This is a genomic window from Flavobacterium adiutor (genome assembly GCF_048282555.1).
In the GTDB taxonomy this organism is placed as follows: Bacteria; Bacteroidota; Bacteroidia; order Flavobacteriales; family Flavobacteriaceae; genus Flavobacterium.
Genome location: NZ_CP182487.1, coordinates 3733418 through 3752639, shown reverse-complemented (window position 1 = coordinate 3752639; position 19222 = coordinate 3733418). Strand labels below are relative to the sequence as shown.

Here is a 19222-nt window from a genome sequence, read left to right as displayed (position 1 = left end):
TTATGAAGCTGAATTATTCCATAAAAGCAAGTGCTCACGTACTGTTTTTAATGAGGAATACTTTTATGTTTTGATTTTAGAAATCGAATTAACTGCTTGGTTTTGAATAAGAATTCAGATGTAGTAGATTTCTAATGCGGACTCTGGGTAAAAATAAATTTAGTTGAATGTTTCTGTTGAGTTGCATTGATCTGGTCAGTCAGAAGCTTTTTAATTGACCAAAACTTATAAGTTCGTTATCTTTTTTATGAAAATGAAATACCATAGTTAGCCCAATGTAATTAAGTTAAGAGATTTTAGATTGAGGATTAGTCCTTTTTGATTTAAAATTTGATGTGGCTAAATATTTGATTGTCGATTTAACGAGGTTTTTTAGATCAGAAATCAAAAATCAGTAATCATTTTATTTTTTAATTCTTAACTTAATGATATTGATAGATAACCTTGGTACTGCATTCTTTTATGGTTTCGTTTTTTTTCAAGATTTTAGAAAATACAGTAGGGATCGTGATAAGCTGCTAAAAATCATTCTTTCTTAAATTCAAAAAAAGCACCATTAAAAAATAATGATGCTTCTTTTCCCTAAATTAAAATGACCAACTATAACTATTTACTCAATTGAAGCATGTTTTTTACGATTGAATATCCAGAACAGAATTGGGAAAACTAATAATGTCAAAACTGTTGCGGTGATTAACCCTCCAATAATTACTATAGCCAAAGGTTTTTGTGATTCAGAACCGATTCCCGTAGAAATTGCGGCAGGTAACAGACCTATCGAAGCCATCAAAGCTGTCATCACTACGGCTCTCGTTCTGGCCTTTACACCCATAAAAATAGATTCTTCGAGTGAAAACTTAGCCTTGAGATTATGATGGAATTCGGATATAAGAATAACCCCGTTTTGAATACAGATTCCCAGTAAGGCTATAAAACCAACTCCTGCAGAGATTCCGAAATTCATTCCGGTTAAATGTAATGCGATGATTCCACCAATTACAGCAAACGGAACATTAGCCAAAACAAGCAGTGAATCTTTAATATTTCCGAATAAGATAAATAACAGGACAAAAATCCCTATCAAACTGATAGGTACTACCTGAGCCAGACGCGCACTGGCACGAACCTGATTTTCAAATTCACCTGTCCAGCCTGTGGTATAGCCTGCAGGCATTTTTACCTGAGCTACTTTTTCCTGCGCTTCCGCAATGGTACTTCCCAAATCACGATCACGAACAGAGAATTTAACCCCAATAAATCGTTTGGTATTATCTCTGTAAATAAAAGCCGGTCCAGTAACCGTTTTTATATCGCATATTTCTTTCAACGGAATTTTGGCACCACTGATTGTTGGCACTTTTAATTCGGCCAAATCTTCTTCGTCTTTTCTGTATTCTTTAGAAAAACGAACCCTTACATCAAATTTCTTTTCGTCTTCATACTTTTGAGTAGCTGTTTTTCCTCCAAATGCCAGTTCTAATACAGCCTGCGCATCACTCAAAGTAACACCGTAAGCGGCCATTTTTTCTCTGTCCAAAATCACACTGATTTCTGGCTGCCCAACATTTCTCAGAATTCCGACATCTTTAATTCCTGGAATATTTTTGATTTTTTCCAGAACCTGATTTGACAATTCATCCAGTTTATCCAGATCATCTCCATAAATTTTCACTGCATTTGAAGCTTTGAAACCCGCTACAGATTCAGCTACGTTATCAATAACCGGCTGCGAATAGTTATAGGTGATACCCTGATGTACCTTTAGTTTCTGGTCCATTTCATTAATCAGTTCGTCCATATTGATTTTACGCGTCCATTCTGATTTCGGTTTTAAATCTACCTGAAGCTGAATGAACCCAAAACCATTCGGGTCTGTTCCATCGTTGCTTCGGCCTGTTTGCGAAAGTACTTTTTTTACTTCCGGAAAAGTTTCCAGATCTTTTCTGATCATTGCCGCCGTCTGCACACTCTCCGGAAGCGACGTGCTCATTGGCAATTCTGCTGTTACCCACAAGGCCCCTTCGTTTAACTGAGGTAAAAATTCGGTACCCAAAAATGAAGCTGAAAAGAAAGTTACCGCAATAATAGAAATTGAAATAACTAATGATTTCACTTTATGTTTAAATGTCCAGGCAAAACCTTTACCTACAATTCTGTCCCAAAAATTCACAAAAGGATTGTTCTTTTCTTTTACATTTTTATTCAAAAGAATGTGGGACAAAACCGGTACCAGTGTCAAAGTGAAAAGTAAAGCTCCCATTAAGGCAAAACCTAACGTAAAAGCCAAAGGTGAGAACATTTTTCCTTCTACTTTCTGAAAAGAAAATATAGGTAATAAAGCTGTAATGATGATTAATTTAGAAAAGAAGATAGCTTTACCCATTTCTGTTCCGGTTTTTTTGATCAGGCTTCCTTTGGCAATTTTGTTATAGGCTTTCATTCCTAATTGATGAGCACGATGATCCAAAACCACAAACAATCCTTCGACCATCACCACCGCTCCATCAATTATAATCCCGAAATCGACAGCACCCAGACTCAGCAAATTGGCACTCATTCCCATCATTTTCAGACATAAAAACGCGAATAATAACGAAAGTGGAATCACAATAGAAACCGTAAAAGTAGTCCTCCAGTCGGCCATAAAAAGAAACACCACGCAGGTAACCAGAATAATTCCTTCGAATAAATTGTGCATTACCGTTTCTGTCGTGAAATTCATCAGATTATCACGATCGTAAAAAGTTTCTATTTTAATGTCTTTTGGCAGCACATTTTCATTTAAATCCTTGATTTTATCTTTGATTAAAGCCAAAGTTTCCTGCGCATTTTCACCTTTACGCATCACGACAATCCCTTCAACGGCATCATCATTTTTGCCAATACCTGTTTGCCCTACTCTTGGCATTGAACTTTCGTAGACAGAAGCTACGTTTTTAACCAAAATCGGATTTCCACCCGCCTGATCAACAATAATGTTTTCAATATCCTTTCGGGATTTTAAAAGACCAACCCCACGAACTACAAATGCCTGTCCGTTTTTTTCGATGATATCACCCCCAACATTCAAATTCCCTGCATCAACAGCATTGTAAACCTGAAGCGGCGTAATATTGTACTTTGCTAATTTAACGGGATCAACACCCACTTCATAAGTTTTAGTCTGACCTCCAAAAACATTCAAATCGGCCACACCAGGAACAGAACGAAGCTGTTTGTCGATCACCCAGTTTTGATACGTTAATAATTCACGGCTATCCCTGCTGTCGCTTTTTACAATATATCGGAATATTTCTCCTGTTGGTCCGTAAGGCGGCTGAACATCCGGTTCGACATCATCCGGAAGCGTAACATTTTTCAGCAAATTATTCACCTGAAAACGGGCGAATGTATCATCGACCCCATCATCAAAAATGATTTTAATAACCGATAATCCAAACATAGTGATACTTCTAACACTTGTTTTTTTCTGCACCGAGTTCATGGAAATTTCGATAGGAGAAGTGACAAAACGTTCTACTTCTTCAGCACTTTTACCGTTCCATTGCGTAATAATGATAATTTGAGTATTGGTTACATCGGGAAAAGCATCAATGGGCATATTTTTGAAGGAAATAAATCCTGCAACAGCCAGTAATCCCACCCAAAAAAAGGTGAATGCTTTGTTCTTGAGCGAAAAAGCAATAATATTTCGTATGAATTTGTTCATCTCTTATTCGTTTAAAGCACGGTAAATAAATAGCTGATTGTTGGTAATGACTTTTTCATTTTCTTTTAAACCACTTGAGATGTAGGTAGTTTTTCCAACTACTCTGTAAACCTCAACTTGTCTGGTTTCGATATTGTGACGATCTTTAAAAATCATAACGAAATTTTTACTTTTATCGAAAACAATAGCCTCACTCGGAATTGCAATCATCGATTTATCTTCTTTAAAAGATAATTTAATGTTGGCATTCATATCTGGTTTCAGTAAAAAATCAGGATTCTGCAGTTTGACTCTAGCCTGCATCGCTTTAGTCTCCGGATCAATCACATTAAAAATTTTATCTACTTTTCCTTTAAAAACTTTATCCGGATAACTCAAAGTCGTAACATCTGCATTGATTCCTAATTTTACTTTATTAATGTCGGTCTCATTAATGTTTGCCATTGCCCAGACTTCGCTTATTTCGGCTATGTCAAAAATATTTTCTGAACGGTCGCTTCTCAAAAGCATATCCTGATTAATGCTTTTTTGAATCACAAAACCACTGATTGGAGCCGTCACTTCGTAAATAGAACCCGCTTTGATATTGTAGATTTTATACGTTTCCTGAACTTTGCTTAACTGAGATTGCGCTTTGTTTACTTCAGATTTTGCCTGAAGTACATCACTTTCAGAATTTAATTTTCCGTCAAATAATTCCTGGGCTACTTTTAGGTTGTTTTTAGCAACCAGCAAATCACTTTTAGCATCAAGGGATTGCTTTTCGAAATCAGCAATATCAGTACTTTTTATAGTTGCCAATACCTGACCTTTTTTTACATAATCGCCAAGTTCTACATTTACCTTGATTACGTTTCCGCCTACAAGCGGATAAACATCAATCATTTTATTGTTGTCGGCCGTTATTTTTCCGTAAAAGCTCAATTCGTTTGTTACGGGCTGTATTTGTGCAACTGCCGTCGTTGTCGTTTTCAGCATATTATCACTCAATGCAAAAGAGGTGTTGATCTGCGGATTTTCTACTTCTTTTTTACAGCCTGCGATGGATAAACTCACAATTGCAATTCCGATGATTAGTTTATGTTTCATTTTATTTCGTTTTAAAATAAGTCTTTGTTGATTGTACTGTTTAGTTCTTCGGCAGACAGCGCCAGTTTTTTCTTTAACTCGTTTACCTGAACATTTGCCTGATTGTAGCTTTCCATAAAATCAGTAAATTCTAATAAGCTGATGTTTCGTTTCTGGAAGTTGGTTAAGATTCCGTTGTAAACGGCTTCAAAATCGGAGTTTACGGTTGGTTTTATCAAAACATAATTTTTACGGGATTCATCCCATTTATTCCAGGCAGAGGTAATTTCGGTCTGAAGCTGTAGTTCAAAATTTTGCTTTTCAATTTTTGACTGTTCCAGAATGGTCTTTGCATACTTGATATTTCCTTTGTTTTGATTCCAAAGTGGCAACGGAATTCCAACAGTCAAATTCGCTTCATTATTAAAAGCACCGCTTCGCTGGTCGTATTTGGCACCCAAAGTAATATCAGGAACCGAAAGTGATTTTTGCCATTTTACATTTAGCTCATTGGCATCAATTTCTTTTTGTTTCGCCAGATAATCAGGTCTGTTTGCAATGGCTTCATTTTCGAAAGATTTTAAGTCGAAATCAATCGTTTTTAAATATTTGCTGAATTCGTCTTTGGAAACATTCGGAACAACTTCATCAGTAGAATTTAAAAGCAATTTCAGATTCGCCTGTTCTTCGATGTTGCTATTCACTACTTCCATTCGCTCATTTTTAAAATTCAGATAAAGCGATTGCAAACGAACAACATCTCTTAAAGGAATATTTCCTTTTTGCGCCTGAACTGAATAGGAATTAATTAAATCTTCAATATGAGCTAATTGTTTGTCTGTGGTTTCCAGACTTTTGGAGTTGTAATAAACCGTATAAAAGCTTTTACGCAATTGCAGTTTCAGCGTTCTGAGCAAATCGTTGAATTGCAGTTCTGCCAGCTGTTCATTGGTTTTTGCTAATTTTATTTCATTGCGTTTTTTTCCGCCCAGATAAATCAGCTGTTCTATACCAAAAACTTTCTGGCCTTGTTTTCCGATATCAAAATATTTATCCCGATCCGGATTGTAAGCGTTGAGTTCTGCTGAAATTACTGGGTTGTCCCAGATACGCGCCTGAATCGTCAGCGCTTTTGAGGCATCGATATTGTAATGCGAAGCCAGCAGAAAGAGGTTGTTTTTTAGAAACTGAGTTTCACAATCTTCTAAAGTGACTGTTTTTTGAGCCAGAGCCATCTGATTCATGGCAATCAGCAGGAATAATGCAAATAACTTTTTCATCGTATCATTTTTATTTGATACAAATATGCTATTGCAGGACTTTAAGTCACCTTAAGAAAGACCTTAAAAAGTGCTTAAAAATGTTTAAGTAGGATTAAATTAATGAAAAATCAATTGAAATAAATTAGTATTTTGTTCAGGTATGCTATAATTGATTTTTGCATTATGAAGTATTAAAATGCGGTTTACAATACGCAATCCCAGTCCGAAACCGGAAGTACCTTTTGAATTTTCGCCACGCATGAAAGGCTGGAAAAGATTTTTCTGTTCGTTTTCGCTGAGTGTTTTTCCTGTATTTAAAACTGAAATCAACAAATCATTTTCCTGAGTACTAATTTTGACTTTTGCCTGTTTGTTATCGGAGTAAACACAGGCATTTTTTAGCACATTACTTATAGCGATTTCCAAAAGGTTTTTATTTGCTTTGATTTCTAAAGCTGTATCAAGATTGTCGCTTTCTTCTATTTCAAACAAAATAACAAAATCAGGAAAGGTTTTATTTAAATTTTCAATAGCCGAAAACAGAATTTCATCCATCCTTTGAATTTCATTGTTGGCGGCAGTATTTGTATCAATTTTAGACAATACCAGTAAAGAATGAATCAGTTCCGATAAATGATTAACATCTGATAAAATAGTACTCAAAAAAGTTTTTCCTTTAATAGATGTTTCCGGATCCGCAATGGTGTTTTCAATTTGTGATGTTATTCTTGATAGAGGAGTCCTGAGTTCGTGCGAAGCGTGAGCAGTGAATTCTTTTTGCTTTTGATACGAAACCTCGATTCTGTCCATCATAAAATTGAATTCGTTGGCAATCAGGTCAATTTCATTTTTATTACTATTAGATTCAACCCGGGTATCCAGATTGTTTTCGTTTATATTTTTAATGTTCTGATGGAAAATACTTAACGGATTCATGGCTTTTTTTACCATCCATGAAGTTAATACCCAACAAATGCAGGTAAAAAAGATATAAGAAATGATTAAAATATATCGCAAAAAAAGTAGTTTGCGTTTTCCATAATCATCTGTGGCCGATATTAAAGCATAAAAATCACGGTCTTTGGTATCATAAAAAACGCCATATACTTCGTAATCACCTTGTTGTTTAAAAAACGTTTTGTGCTTTTTAAGGTATTTTAAATCGTCGACAGACCAGTCAATTTTGGCATCGTCAATACTGCTGTAGATAAGTTTAAAATTAGAATTGAAAACCAGCGTTTTTTCATCATATAATTTATTGATTGAATTCTGATCAATCATTTTTAAAAGCTGATCATCAACTTCTTTTACGTTTACAAGAAGTTTAATGTTGGAAAGTGCTTTTATTTCTAAACGATCCCGGAATTCTTCTTTTCTGAAATTAGAATACAAAACAAAAATCACAGTCGAAGCCAATCCAAAAAGAATTGTAAAGAGCAGACTTACTAAAAGTGATATCCTGTTTTTTAAGGTCATTCCTGATCGCTTAAATAATATCCGTAACCTATTTTGGTTCGGATTAGTTTTGTTTCGTGATCTTTATCTATTTTTTTTCTGAGAAAATTGATGTAAACTTCAATGGTATTCTGATTGGTTTCGATATGATAATCCCAAAGTTTTTCAGCTATGAATTGTTTTGAAAGCACTTTTCCTTTGGCCTGAGCCAAAATCAAAATCAGTTTAAATTCTTTAGGCGTAAGTTTGATTTCTTCGCCTGCGCGAAAAACTTTCATTTCAGATTCTGAAATTTCCAAATTCTGAATTACAATCTTTTCTTCTGCCTGCTGCGGAATTTCTTTTCGTCTTAAAAGAGACGAAATTCTGGCGTACAATTCTTCAAAATGGAAAGGTTTTACCAGATAATCATCAGCACCGCTATCAAAGGAAGCCAGTTTGTCTTCGATTTCGCTAAAAGCGGTCAACATAATGATAGGCGTTTTTTTATCAACTTCTCTGATTTTTTTACAAACTTCTATTCCGTTTATGCCGGGAACATTAATATCGAGAATAATCAGGTCATATTCATAAGGAAAATATTTCCTTAAAAGTAATGCTCCATCATAATACGGCACACACTCGAATTCTTTTGAAGCAAAGAATACAGCTATTTCTTTGGATAAAGTAAAGTCGTCTTCGAGCAGTAAAATTTTCATGTTTGTTTTTATTAGTTAATTCGGTTATAGTAAATAAACGAATTAACTTTTTAAATCGTCTTATTTAAAATAAGAAAAAGTTTCATTGTTTTCGATTTTTAGTAATGACTCATAAATCAGCTGAATCACATTTTCAACATCTTCTTTGTGGACCATTTCTACAGTCGTATGCATATATCGCAATGGGAGCGAAATCAAAGCTGAAGCCACACCACCATTGCTATAAGCAAATGCATCGGTATCGGTTCCCGTAGCTCTGGAAGTCGCATGACGCTGAAAAGGTATGTTTTTCTCCTCGGCAGTATCGACAATTAACTCTCTTAAGTTATTTTGTACTGCCGGAGCGTAAGCAATCACTGGTCCTTTCCCTATTTTTAAATCTCCCTCAACTTTTTTATCTATCATTGGCGTTGTCGTATCATGACAAACATCAGTCACAATAGCAACGTTTGGTTTGATGCGTTGCGAAATCATTTCGGCACCACGAAGACCAATTTCTTCCTGAACAGAATTCACAATATACAACCCAAACGGAAGTGTTTTGTTGTTCTCTTTCAGTAAACGTGCTACTTCGGCAATCATAAAACCGCCCATTCTGTTGTCAATCGCACGACAGACAAATTTATTTTCGTTTAAAATCATAAATTCATCCGGATAGGTAATTACACAACCCACATGAACCCCCAATTCTAAAACCTGCTCTTTGGTTTCGCAACCTAAATCAATAAAAATATTGCTTAATTTCGGGATTTCTTCTTTATCTCGTAAACGTGTATGAATAGCAGGCCATCCAAAGACACCTTTTACAATTCCTTTTTTGGTATGAATATTTACTCTTTTTGAAGGCGCAATCTGGTGATCTGATCCTCCGTTTCTAATAACATATATCAGACCGTCATCTGTGATATAATTTACATACCACGAAATTTCATCGGCATGTCCTTCAATCACCACTTTGAAAGGAGCATCCGGATTGATGACTCCCACGGCAGTACCGTAAGTATCCGTAATAAAAGTATCTACATAAGGCTCCAGATATTTCATCCAGATTTTTTGTCCTTTGCTCTCGTAACCTGTCGGCGAAGCATTATTTAGGTAGTTTTCTAAAAAAGCAATTGAAGTATCATTCAGTATAGATTTTGTACTCATAAAATTTTTTTTTTGCTAATTTATAAATTTGGTATTACAGTTGTGTATATAATGTATAATTTTACACTTAAATATATATTCCATGAGATTTACAACCTGTATTTTATGTTTTCTTTTAATTTCTTTTGCTGTTAAAGCACAGATTACGCCAAAAGAAAGTGAAATGGGCTACACGCTCACTGAAAATGATTCAATTCTGAATGATACAATTGAATTAGCGGAAATTGTTATTTCAAAAGGGGATCTGGATCCGGAAGCCAAAAAACAGTTTCTGATTCTTCAGAACAGGGTGTATAAAGTTTATCCTTATGCAAAACTGGCAGCAGACCGATTAACGGCTTTGAACAACGGAATGGCTCGTTTGAAAACCAGCCGTGAAAAGAAAAAATATTTCAAAATCGTTGAAGATTATCTCAATAATGAGTTCGAAGCAAGATTAAAAAAACTTTCGAGAAAACAAGGGCAAATTTTAGTCAAACTTATCCATCGACAGACTGGAATCACTACATACGAATTAGTAAAAACGTTAAAAAGCGGTTTTAAGGCATTTGTGTCAAATGCTACTGCGAATATGTTTGACATCAGTTTAAAACGGGAATATAAACCTTTTGAAGTCAACGAAGATTATCTGATAGAAACCATTCTCATCCGGGCATTTGAATCCGGCAGGTTGTCTTACCAGAAACCAGCAGATGCGATTGATTATAATAAACTTGAAACATTTTGGGAACAAAAAGCTGCTGAGCTTAATAAGAAATAAGTGTTTTAAAAAAAAAATGTAAAACCCCGACATGATCTAATTCTGTCGGGGTTTGTTTTTATCTTCTGGATTTAAAATATTCTTCAAATGAACTGCAGCTTGACATCAAAGTTTCATAATCATCCGGATAGTTAGATTTTAAATCCTGATAATATCTGTTTTTATTCAATAGAAAATCATCATAATTTTCAATTCTGTTATCATAATCATTTGGATTCTGATATTCCAGTTTATTCTTTTCGCAACGCCCAAGCATCCTTAAGCATAAGGCTTTAAACTGATTTGTTTTTGCATTTTTTAATGCTAAAAGATAATATTCTTGTGCCAGATTACTTTCATAAAATTCTTTTTCATCTTCAAAGGGAGCATCATCAGTGTAACTATGCCAGTAGTAACGACGCATCATCCATGAATTGCCATTTTGTGTCATATTGTAATAAGCATTGGCTGCCAGAAAATAGTAATAATCTTTATTTTCTTCTTTTGGATCAGATGCTTTTTTAAGATATGATATCAAATGTTCTGTAATACTCCGTTTATTTAATTTAAAAAGCTTCTCCTGTTTAATAAACTCAGGTGTATATTTAAGTACAAAGAACGGATTTGCATCAAACATATCAGATTCTTTACAATTTGGCTTTTCCCACAGACAATCAGAATAGTTCGCCAATTTATCAATATTTAGTTTAGCAAAATATTTAGCTGCGAGTTTTAAATTATTCTGGCGAATGTATTTTGTACCAATCAGGTCGTACAGTCTTGGAATTTGAGTTTTGAGATAACTTTGTTTCCATTTAGAAAATGAATCCATAGTATTGTCTGTATTTTCAATTTGCGAAACAATTTCCTGTACTTGTTCAGGAGAATAGCTTACATCAATATAATCGAAATAATCTGAGTAATAGTCCCTATAAGATGTTCTTTTGTTCTTAGGACTTTTCCAGTGGGCAACGTTATAATTATAATTTCCGTATTCCTGCTTGACATCATTAAGTTTAGAATACAGAAAAGCAGCATCAGTTCTATTCTTTTTATATTCTAATTCTCTTCCAATAGCAAATAGAAACTTTTTATTTTTTTGATTTTTAATAAGAATTGGTTTCACATCTTCCATAATCAAAGCTTTTCCACTTTCCTGATTTGCAGTTAAAGCCAATGCTTTTATAATCTGTATCTGATCATAAATTGTTTCTTTCTCAGAAATATTTTTCTCTACAGCCGCAATTTCATTTAAGCAGCTTTGATTGTTTTGAGTTACAAATGACAAATACGCCTTTCCTATTTTCCATAAAACCGGATCATTAATCTTTTTAAACTTTACTTTATTTACAAACTGTAACACTCTGCTGGCGTACGCTCTGTCATTTTCTACCCGATTTAAAATATCCTGTATCGAATTATCTTTATCCTCTTCTTCCCAATAACTAAATTTCGAAACAGATGGATTAAATAAAGAATAATAGGGTGTAAAAACCCAGTCCTCAATTTTATTGATTTCTCTTAATAACAAAAAAGATAAGCCCTCAAATTTCGGATTGTATTTATATACCTGCTCTAAACAATATAAGGTCTGGTCACTTTTTTTAATTCCTGCCAAAAAATAAACATTGGCTCTTTCTTCATTTGTCTTAGCAAATTTTAAAACTTCGTCCAGAGAAATTTTAGAATCAAACTGCTGCGCAATCATAAAACGCTTATCCGGTGCATTTACAAAAACCTGAGCTGCGTAAAAATTTGACAAAGCCTTGTCCTTTTCTGCAAGTGTCCTAAAATACAAACTCCAATAATATAGGATATCTTTTTTCTGAGATTTAAAAACGGTATCGAATAAGGATTTAATTTGATCGAAATCATTATTATAGTAAGCCAGTCTTATTGCTAAAAAGGTATATCGCAACTTAAGTTGCTTATTCTTTGTTTTATTAGAAATAAAAACAGCTTTATCAATCAGTTCTTTTCTTTGCGGCATAGAAGCGCCTTCTTTTCTTTCCCACGGATCTTCATACATGCCATTAAAAAATTCGCAGGTTTTAGCAAACTTTAAATAATTTATGGCTGCTATATCTTTAGTTTTATAAAAATATTGAAGCATTTCATTCGAAGATTGTTCGTTAATATCTTCTTCATTGAAGCTATATAAAACAGTTCGTATCGCTTCAGCAGAAACTTTATTATTGCAATATTTTATCCATAATTTTTCATTCTCATCGATTGCACCTTCCGGATAAACACCATCTGGATTTGGATAAAATGTATTAAACGAATAATTAAATTCAGAATAAGAATAGTAGTTGAAACTTGCTGGGTTTAAAAAAGAATATCGAATGTCTTCTCCAAACGGATAAAAACCGCAGGCAAAAATGCTGTTAGTTACTAAAATTGCTATAAAAAGCAGAAAGTTCTTCATTGTTGTAATTACTTAATTGTTTTTCGTCTAAGTGAAATAAGGTAATTGTAGTATTAGCGTCAAAATCTACATTTTTTTTAATCACTTCGATTGCTTCATTAATTTTCACAGGAGTTAAATTCTCATATTTAATCTTGTCGCCGATTCTTAAGTAAAAGTCATCAACCACAATATCTTTTGTAACTTCGTACCACAAAGGTTTTATCTCTTTTAAAGATTTTAAAATCTCTTTCTGTCCACCGTAAATTACTTTATAAAAGTGATCATTTTGGTACACCTGCATCCAGGAGTAAGTTGGCAGCGCAATATCTAAATGCAATGGGTACTTTCTTTTTTTATTGAGATAAAGCTTTAATTCTTCAATATCTAAAATAGAATTTTTGGAATGATTCTCTAACGGATTGATTAAATTATAACACATCAATGTCGCTTTATCAACTGGTGGAATGCCCATTTTTTCGGGATATTTGTAAGGATATAATCGTAATGTACAGCTAATCTCTTTTTTCGAAATGTTTTTTAGTTTCTTTAAAAAATAGAAATAATTATCTTTTGTTGTCAGTGTCCAGTCACAATCCATTTGAAACTCCTTTACAGGATATGCTCTTTCGAATTTGTCTTTTACATATTTAGTAATCAGGAAATTAATATTATTTGCAAGTGTATCTAATCTTTCTTTGTTAGTATTTTTAAAAACTTCATTTTTAATATAAACAGTGGGAACAATAACAAAATCTTCATTTTGATAAAAACGCAGAGACGATTTGGAAACAGGAAAATCTCCGTAAGCCTCATTATGGTCGATTTCAAAAAACTTAATATAAAGTTTTCTGATTTTTAAATCTTTTAAAATAGTACTTTCCTTTGTACTTAAGTCCCAACTGTCACTTTTCCAGTAATAAATAGATTTTTCAACATTCTCAATTTTATTCGAGCAAGATAAAAAGAGATAAAAAATAAAAGCAAAAAAGAGGATTCTTTTCATTAGAAAAATAAAATTTGGATCATGTAAAAGCGTACTAAATTTATAGCATTTTAAAATACAAAATCATAAAAATCTAATATATTTTTTGAATAAAAATCGGTCATTTTTGTGCAAAATAAAACCCGACAAATTTTAAAAATCTGTCGGGTTTGGTGTTTATAACTAAGTTAAAATTTTACTTTAAACCAGCCAAACTCTGCTCGATTGTAGCAATTTTAGCCAAGGCATCGGCTTGTTTTTGTTTTTCTAAATTAAGGACTTTCTCCGGAGCTCCGTTTACGAATTTCTCGTTAGAAAGTTTTGCTTCAACAGATTTCAGGAATCCTTTAGTATAATTTAATTCTTCTGTCAGTTTTGCGATTTCAGCCTCAACGTCGATGTTTCCTGTAATCGGAATGAAATATTCATTTGATTTTACACGGAAAGACAATGCACCATCTACTTTTTCTGAAACATATTCGAAAGCAGAAACGTTTCCTAATTTCGTGATGATTGAATCGAAATAAGTAGAAACATTTTCGCTATTGATACCTTTTAATTCAATCGCATCTTTAAAAGGAATATTTTTATCTTTTCTAATCGTTCTGATTCCTGAGATTACTTCAATAGAATTTTCGAAATCAGCAATTAAATTAGCATCAAAAGATTTCGTTTCCGGCCAAGTTGAAACAATTAAAGCTTCCTCTGGTGTTCTTTCTGCAATTAAATGCCAAATTTCTTCTGTTAAGAAAGGCATAAACGGATGCAATAACTTCAAATTATTTTCTAACATTTCGATCGCTTTCGCGAAAGTTACGCTGTCAATTGGCTGTTGGTAAGCTGGTTTGATCATTTCTAAGAACCAGGAACAGAAATCATCCCAAACTAATTTATAGATTGCCATTAATGAATCTGAAATTCTGTATTTATCGAAATTATCTTCAATGTCAACTAAAGTTTGTTGCAACTTCGCTTCGTACCATTCAATTGCTACTTTTGATGATTCTGGCTGTGGAATAGTTTCTGAAACTTCCCAACCTTTAATCAATTTAAAGGCATTCCAAATTTTGTTTGAAAACGCTTTTCCCTGATTACATAATTCTTCATCAAACATAATATCGTTTCCTGCAGAAGCACTTAAAAGCAATCCTACACGAACTCCATCTGCTCCAAAAGCATCAATTAAATCTAAAGGGTCAGGAGAATTTCCTAATGATTTAGACATTTTACGACGTTGTTTGTCACGAACTAAACCTGTCAGATATACATTTGTAAATGGTTTTTCGCCAGCATATTCGTAACCTGCGATGATCATTCTCGCCACCCAGAAAAATAAAATATCCGGACCAGTTACTAAGTCATTTGTTGGATAGTAATATTTAAAATCTGGACTTTCCGGATCCATTATTCCTCCAAAAACAGACATTGGCCATAACCAAGATGAAAACCAAGTGTCTAAAGCGTCAACGTCTTGTTTTAAATCTTTTGTTTCAAGTTTCAAGTTTGAAGTTTTCTCCTGTGCTAATTTTAAAGCATCTTCGATGTTTTCTGCTACTACGAAATCTTCTTTTCCGTCACCATAATAGTATGCAGGGATTTGTTGTCCCCACCATAATTGGCGTGAAATATTCCAATCGCGAATATTGTTTAACCAATGCGCGTACGTATTTTCAAAACGTTTTGGATGCAATTTAATATCACCTGTTTCTAAAACCGACTTAATTGCTGGTTTTACCAATTCTTCCATTTTCAGGAACCATTGATCTGATAATCTTGGTTCGATTACGGCTTTTGTTCTTTCAGAAGTTCCCACTTTATTTAAATGTGTTTCTGTTTTTGCTAAAGCCCCAATTTCTTCCAGTTCTTTTGCAATTTCAGTACGAACTACAAAACGGTCTTTTCCCTGATAATGTAACCCGAAGCTGTTTAAAGTCGCATCTTCATTAAAAATATCAACGATTTCTAGGTTGTGTTTTTCACCCAACGTTTTATCGTTCATATCGTGTGCAGGCGTTACTTTCAAACATCCTGTTCCGAATTCTACATCCACATATTCGTCTTCAATAATCGGAATTATTCTTCCACAAATTGGAACGATCGCTTTTTTACCTTTTAAATGTGTAAAACGCTCATCGTTCGGATTGATACAGATGGCAGTATCTCCGAAGATAGTTTCAGGACGTGTTGTAGCAATGGTCAAGAAATCTTCTGAACCTTCGATTTTATATTTTAAGAAAAATAATTTTCCTTGCTGTTCTTCGTAAATTACTTCTTCATCAGAAAGCGTAGTTTTTGCTTCCGGATCCCAGTTTACCATTCTATAACCACGATAAATTAATCCTTTATTGTATAAATCAACAAACGATTTAATTACAGAAGCAGACATATCTGGATCCATTGTAAATTTAGTACGTTCCCAATCGCAAGACGCACCTAGCTTTTTTAGCTGTTCAAGGATTGTTCCGCCATATTTATCGGTCCATTCCCAAGCGTGTTTTAGGAATTCTTCGCGGGTTAAATCGTTTTTATTGATTCCTTCTGCTTTTAATTTCGCTACTACTTTTGCTTCAGTCGCAATAGAAGCGTGATCTGTTCCAGGAACCCAGCAAGCGTTGAATCCTTTCAGACGCGCACGACGAATTAAAACATCCTGAATCGTATTGTTCAACATATGCCCCATATGAAGGACTCCAGTGACGTTTGGCGGCGGAATTACAATAGTATAAGGTGTTCTGTGATCTGGTTCTGAATGAAAATAATTATTTTTCATCCAATACTCATACCATTTACTCTCAATCGTCTTAGCGTCAAATTGTGCTGGAATTGTCATTTAATAGGTTGTTTTAATCGTTGATTTTTTAATTGTTTAATTTTTCTAAATTGCCTGTTTTAATTGTTTTTCTGTAATAATGTCATTATTGCTACAACTCAAAAAATGATTTAAACAAAATAACGGTTAAACAGTTAAACAAAAAATTGGTTCAATTTTTGTAATTATAACTGACAGCAAAAGTAAATAATTAAGTACACTATAAAAAACGAATTAATAATTTGTGTATTAATTAAAAGAAAGTATATTTACTCCTATCTTAAAAACAATTTCAAAATGAAAAATGTTATTAAATTTATTGTGATTGTATTGTTTGGCGTAGCGGGTTATGCCCAAAACGGTCCGAAAATTGAGTTTTCAGCTCCGGATAATACTATCGATTATGGAAAAATTTCTAAAAACGATAATGCAGTCCGTTCGTTTGAATTTACCAATACCGGAAATGCACCCTTATTAATTATTGATGCCCAATCTACATTGAGTTCAATTATTGTTACAAAACCCTCTGGCGCCATACAGCCGGGAAAAAAAGGAAAAATTGACGTAAAATATAATATGGCTACAGGGCCAATCCGTAAAACAATTACTGTTGAAACTAATGCCGTTAATTACCCTGACGGAAGGGTTGCTTTAAAAATTAAAGGCGAGGTTCAGTAAGCATTTTAAAATCACTAAAATAACAAAAGCCGTTTCTTTCATGAGGGAAACGGCTTTCTATTTTTATTTAACTCTGAAATAATTTACATTTTAATTACCAACGCAGTCAACACTATCAAATTTGTATTTTACAAGTTCAAAGTCAATCGGTTTATCTTTAACCAGATACGTCACCCCCATAGTAGTCTGCATGGTTCCGTTTCCTAAAATAAGCTGTTTTTCCTTTTTTAAGAATGCCATCGGATTTTTGAACGCTTTTTTATCTGTTCCCTCTGTAAAAGTATAATCTGCAAACAAGGTATCTCCATGAAATTCACCTTTGATTTCACCAATTCTTTCTGCGGCACCAGAAACTTTCATGGACATGTTTCCTCTTATTTTTCCGTTTTTTAAAGTATTCAATTTTAAATCAATAGTGTCGTCCTCATAAATTGCTTTATAACATTGAGTACTTACCACTTTTTCAGCTTCAGCATTTGCTGCTTCGGATTCTTTTTGTTTTTCATCATTTTTACAGCCTTGCAGTCCGGCCAGAGACAAAATAAAACAGGATAAAATTAGTTTTTTCATAATTCGACATTTATAATTTCAAGGTTATCCCATAAAAATAATAAAAAAGAAGCCAATGGAAAGGCTCTTACTTAAAATTTACCATTTAAAATCTACAAATTTTTAATGACAAATTCAGATCTTCTGTTCAGTTCATTTTCTTATTCGGAGCAGGCATCATCTGTTTTGCATTTTATAATTGGAACAGATTCTCCATAACCTTTGGCAGTTATCCTTTTAGCATCAATACCAGATTGTATGATGAATTCTCTGGTGGAAGTCGCTCGCTTTTGAGATAAATCTTCATTGAATTTAGCATTCCCTCTTGAATCGGTGTGTGATCCGATTTCGATTACCATTCCTGGGTATTTCTTCATCAATTCTACAACCCTTCCTAAAACCACTTTTGATTCTTTTCGGATATACCACATATTGTAATCAAAATAGATAGGATCCGTTTTTATAATCAGCCTGTCTTTATCTCTGACAACATCTTTTTCCTGCGCTAAAATCTGATTTACTTTTTCTTTTTTCTTTACTTCTTCTGCTGCAATCTTATCGGCTTTAGTGGTTATTTTTGAATGAATCCTTGTTTTAAATTCTAGAAAAGATTTGTATAATTACGTCTAATCATAAACTGGTCACATAATTGAGAAAACCAAGTTTCTATTCTTTTTCTGAACTTTTTAAATTGATAAAACTGCGGTTTATAGTCTTTTTGATTTGTTCTTTTTGGGGTTTCTAATTGAATATTAACTTCATTAAACAAATCAAGCTGAATAGTTTGAGAGAGGTAGCCGCTATGCCCCAGTAGCACACAATCTGAAAATTGTAATATTATATCTTTCAGATAATGAATGTCGTGAACAAAACTTCTTTACCTATTTTTACTTCTTGAAGTACGAGCTATTTTACAAATTTCTAAAGGAATACTAAATTATTTAATAAAACTATTTAATCTTAAAAAAAAAATAAACAGCTAATCATTTTATTACCAGATGCAAAAAAAAAACAAAATGAAACAAAGAAAAAACTACAACTCGTCTTCTAATCTAAAACGGAATTTTAGCAACACACTGTTGCGCTCAACTTCTAAATTAATCCAGATATCTTCTTCTGATTTCAAGAGGTTATTAATTTGCTGTAGTGTATATTTATAAGGTTTTGTATCATTAATACTAACAATAACATCACCTTTTTGCAGGCCAGATTTTTCTGCTGCAGATTTTTCGCGAACATTAACGATTTCAAAAATTGGCTTTAATTGAAATTTGTATCTGAAATCATTATTGTTTTTACCGTTAAAACTTTCATCTGTTGCGTTGCTTACACGTACTGTCTCTAAATGTACTGTTTCCTGAACCCATTGCAATCCATTATGCTGAATTGTAATTCCACTTTTGTTGTAACTGAAAGGCTCGTTAAATTTATTATTTTTTTTCAGATACATTGTTTTACCAGCATAATCTAAAACAATTGTAAACCTTTTTAAAACTTCACCTCCAACTGAGCCAATTCTATTTTCAACCAGCTTTACATTTTTTATAGAGTTTGAATCAGGAAAAGAAACAATAGGATTTTTAAATGTAAAATCGGAAAGTGAAAAATTAGAAATTTTGGCTCTGTGACCTTCTATGTCACCGCTAAATCCTTTTCCCAAAAAATCCGGAAAATTCTTTTTCGGTAATTTAATTTTGTCATTTTCAAAAACCCA

General features: G+C 33.4%; 14 protein-coding genes and 1 pseudogene. 2 read left to right on the top strand and 13 right to left on the bottom strand.

The features are described 5' to 3' along the window. Positions 1-610 precede the first annotated feature (610 nt). From ACNC7R_RS15925 to ACNC7R_RS15900, 6 genes are all read right to left on the bottom strand, one after another. On the bottom strand, positions 611-3709 hold the full coding sequence (locus tag ACNC7R_RS15925) for an efflux RND transporter permease subunit (RefSeq protein WP_417942039.1): 3099 nt from the start codon (positions 3707-3709) through the stop codon (positions 611-613). Positions 3710-3712: 3 nt separating this feature from the next. Next, on the bottom strand, positions 3713-4798 hold the full coding sequence (locus tag ACNC7R_RS15920) for an efflux RND transporter periplasmic adaptor subunit (protein ID WP_417942038.1): 1086 nt from the start codon (positions 4796-4798) through the stop codon (positions 3713-3715). 11 nt (positions 4799-4809) lie between these two features. Next, positions 4810-6057, bottom strand: coding sequence for a TolC family protein (locus tag ACNC7R_RS15915; RefSeq protein WP_417942037.1), 1248 nt, complete (start codon positions 6055-6057; stop codon positions 4810-4812). Between the two features lie 99 nt (positions 6058-6156). Continuing rightward, positions 6157-7515 (bottom strand): HAMP domain-containing sensor histidine kinase, encoded by a 1359-nt coding sequence (locus ACNC7R_RS15910; protein WP_417942036.1) that lies wholly within the window; start codon positions 7513-7515, stop codon positions 6157-6159. After that, positions 7512-8192 carry a response regulator transcription factor gene (locus ACNC7R_RS15905; protein WP_417942035.1) on the bottom strand — a complete coding sequence of 227 codons (681 nt, stop codon included), beginning with the start codon at positions 8190-8192 and terminating at the stop codon, positions 7512-7514. The genes ACNC7R_RS15910 and ACNC7R_RS15905 overlap by 4 nt, the downstream gene beginning before the upstream one ends. Positions 8193-8252: 60 nt before the next feature. Further along, positions 8253-9341, bottom strand: coding sequence for a M42 family metallopeptidase (locus ACNC7R_RS15900; protein ID WP_417942034.1), 1089 nt, complete (start codon positions 9339-9341; stop codon positions 8253-8255). An 82-nt stretch (positions 9342-9423) separates the two neighbouring features. Between ACNC7R_RS15900 and ACNC7R_RS15895 the strand changes: the two genes are divergently transcribed. After that, on the top strand, positions 9424-10101 hold the full coding sequence (locus tag ACNC7R_RS15895; RefSeq protein ID WP_417942033.1) for a DUF4294 domain-containing protein: 678 nt from the start codon (positions 9424-9426) through the stop codon (positions 10099-10101). A gap of 58 nt (positions 10102-10159) precedes the next feature. Here ACNC7R_RS15895 and ACNC7R_RS15890 read toward each other — a convergent pair whose 3' ends face one another. The 3 genes from ACNC7R_RS15890 to ACNC7R_RS15880 form a co-directional block, all read right to left on the bottom strand. Continuing rightward, positions 10160-12508, bottom strand: coding sequence for a hypothetical protein (locus tag ACNC7R_RS15890; protein ID WP_417942032.1), 2349 nt, complete (start codon positions 12506-12508; stop codon positions 10160-10162). After that, positions 12468-13493, bottom strand: coding sequence for a hypothetical protein (locus ACNC7R_RS15885; protein WP_417942031.1), 1026 nt, complete (start codon positions 13491-13493; stop codon positions 12468-12470). Before ACNC7R_RS15885 ends, ACNC7R_RS15890 begins: the two co-directional genes overlap by 41 nt. 175 nt (positions 13494-13668) lie before the next feature. Continuing rightward, a complete protein-coding gene (locus ACNC7R_RS15880) occupies positions 13669-16302 on the bottom strand; it encodes a valine--tRNA ligase (RefSeq protein WP_417942030.1) in 2634 nt (877 codons plus the stop codon). Between the two features lie 276 nt (positions 16303-16578). Between ACNC7R_RS15880 and ACNC7R_RS15875 the strand changes: the two genes are divergently transcribed. Further along, the gene (locus ACNC7R_RS15875; RefSeq protein WP_417942029.1) at positions 16579-16959 is read left to right on the top strand and encodes a DUF1573 domain-containing protein; all 381 of its coding nucleotides are present in this window, start codon (positions 16579-16581) and stop codon (positions 16957-16959) included. A gap of 90 nt (positions 16960-17049) precedes the next feature. On the opposite strand, the gene ACNC7R_RS15870 is transcribed toward ACNC7R_RS15875, so the two are convergent. The 4 genes and pseudogenes from ACNC7R_RS15870 to ACNC7R_RS15855 all read right to left on the bottom strand — a co-directional run bounded on the left by ACNC7R_RS15870 (position 17050) and on the right by ACNC7R_RS15855 (position 19168). Then, positions 17050-17529, bottom strand: a complete 480-nt coding sequence (locus ACNC7R_RS15870; RefSeq protein ID WP_417942028.1) for a hypothetical protein — start codon at positions 17527-17529, stop codon at positions 17050-17052. A gap of 140 nt (positions 17530-17669) precedes the next feature. Further along, positions 17670-17957 (bottom strand): OmpA family protein, encoded by a 288-nt coding sequence (locus ACNC7R_RS15865; protein WP_417943183.1) that lies wholly within the window; start codon positions 17955-17957, stop codon positions 17670-17672. 120 nt (positions 17958-18077) lie between these two features. After that, positions 18078-18376: pseudogene (locus ACNC7R_RS15860) on the bottom strand (transposase); the annotation flags it as partial. A 165-nt stretch (positions 18377-18541) separates the two neighbouring features. After that, the gene (locus tag ACNC7R_RS15855) at positions 18542-19168 is read right to left on the bottom strand and encodes a PDZ domain-containing protein (RefSeq protein ID WP_417942027.1); all 627 of its coding nucleotides are present in this window, start codon (positions 19166-19168) and stop codon (positions 18542-18544) included. Positions 19169-19222 lie beyond the last annotated feature (54 nt).

Coding starts and splice junctions, on each gene's coding strand:
- ACNC7R_RS15925 (WP_417942039.1), bottom strand. CDS start 3,709: ATGAACAAATTCATACGAAATATTATTGCTTTTTCGCTCAAGAACAAA.
- ACNC7R_RS15920 (WP_417942038.1), bottom strand. CDS start 4,798: ATGAAACATAAACTAATCATCGGAATTGCAATTGTGAGTTTATCCATC.
- ACNC7R_RS15915 (WP_417942037.1), bottom strand. CDS start 6,057: ATGAAAAAGTTATTTGCATTATTCCTGCTGATTGCCATGAATCAGATG.
- ACNC7R_RS15910 (WP_417942036.1), bottom strand. CDS start 7,515: ATGACCTTAAAAAACAGGATATCACTTTTAGTAAGTCTGCTCTTTACA.
- ACNC7R_RS15905 (WP_417942035.1), bottom strand. CDS start 8,192: ATGAAAATTTTACTGCTCGAAGACGACTTTACTTTATCCAAAGAAATA.
- ACNC7R_RS15900 (WP_417942034.1), bottom strand. CDS start 9,341: ATGAGTACAAAATCTATACTGAATGATACTTCAATTGCTTTTTTAGAA.
- ACNC7R_RS15895 (WP_417942033.1), top strand. CDS start 9,424: ATGAGATTTACAACCTGTATTTTATGTTTTCTTTTAATTTCTTTTGCT.
- ACNC7R_RS15890 (WP_417942032.1), bottom strand. CDS start 12,508: ATGAAGAACTTTCTGCTTTTTATAGCAATTTTAGTAACTAACAGCATT.
- ACNC7R_RS15885 (WP_417942031.1), bottom strand. CDS start 13,493: ATGAAAAGAATCCTCTTTTTTGCTTTTATTTTTTATCTCTTTTTATCT.
- ACNC7R_RS15880 (WP_417942030.1), bottom strand. CDS start 16,302: ATGACAATTCCAGCACAATTTGACGCTAAGACGATTGAGAGTAAATGG.
- ACNC7R_RS15875 (WP_417942029.1), top strand. CDS start 16,579: ATGAAAAATGTTATTAAATTTATTGTGATTGTATTGTTTGGCGTAGCG.
- ACNC7R_RS15870 (WP_417942028.1), bottom strand. CDS start 17,529: ATGAAAAAACTAATTTTATCCTGTTTTATTTTGTCTCTGGCCGGACTG.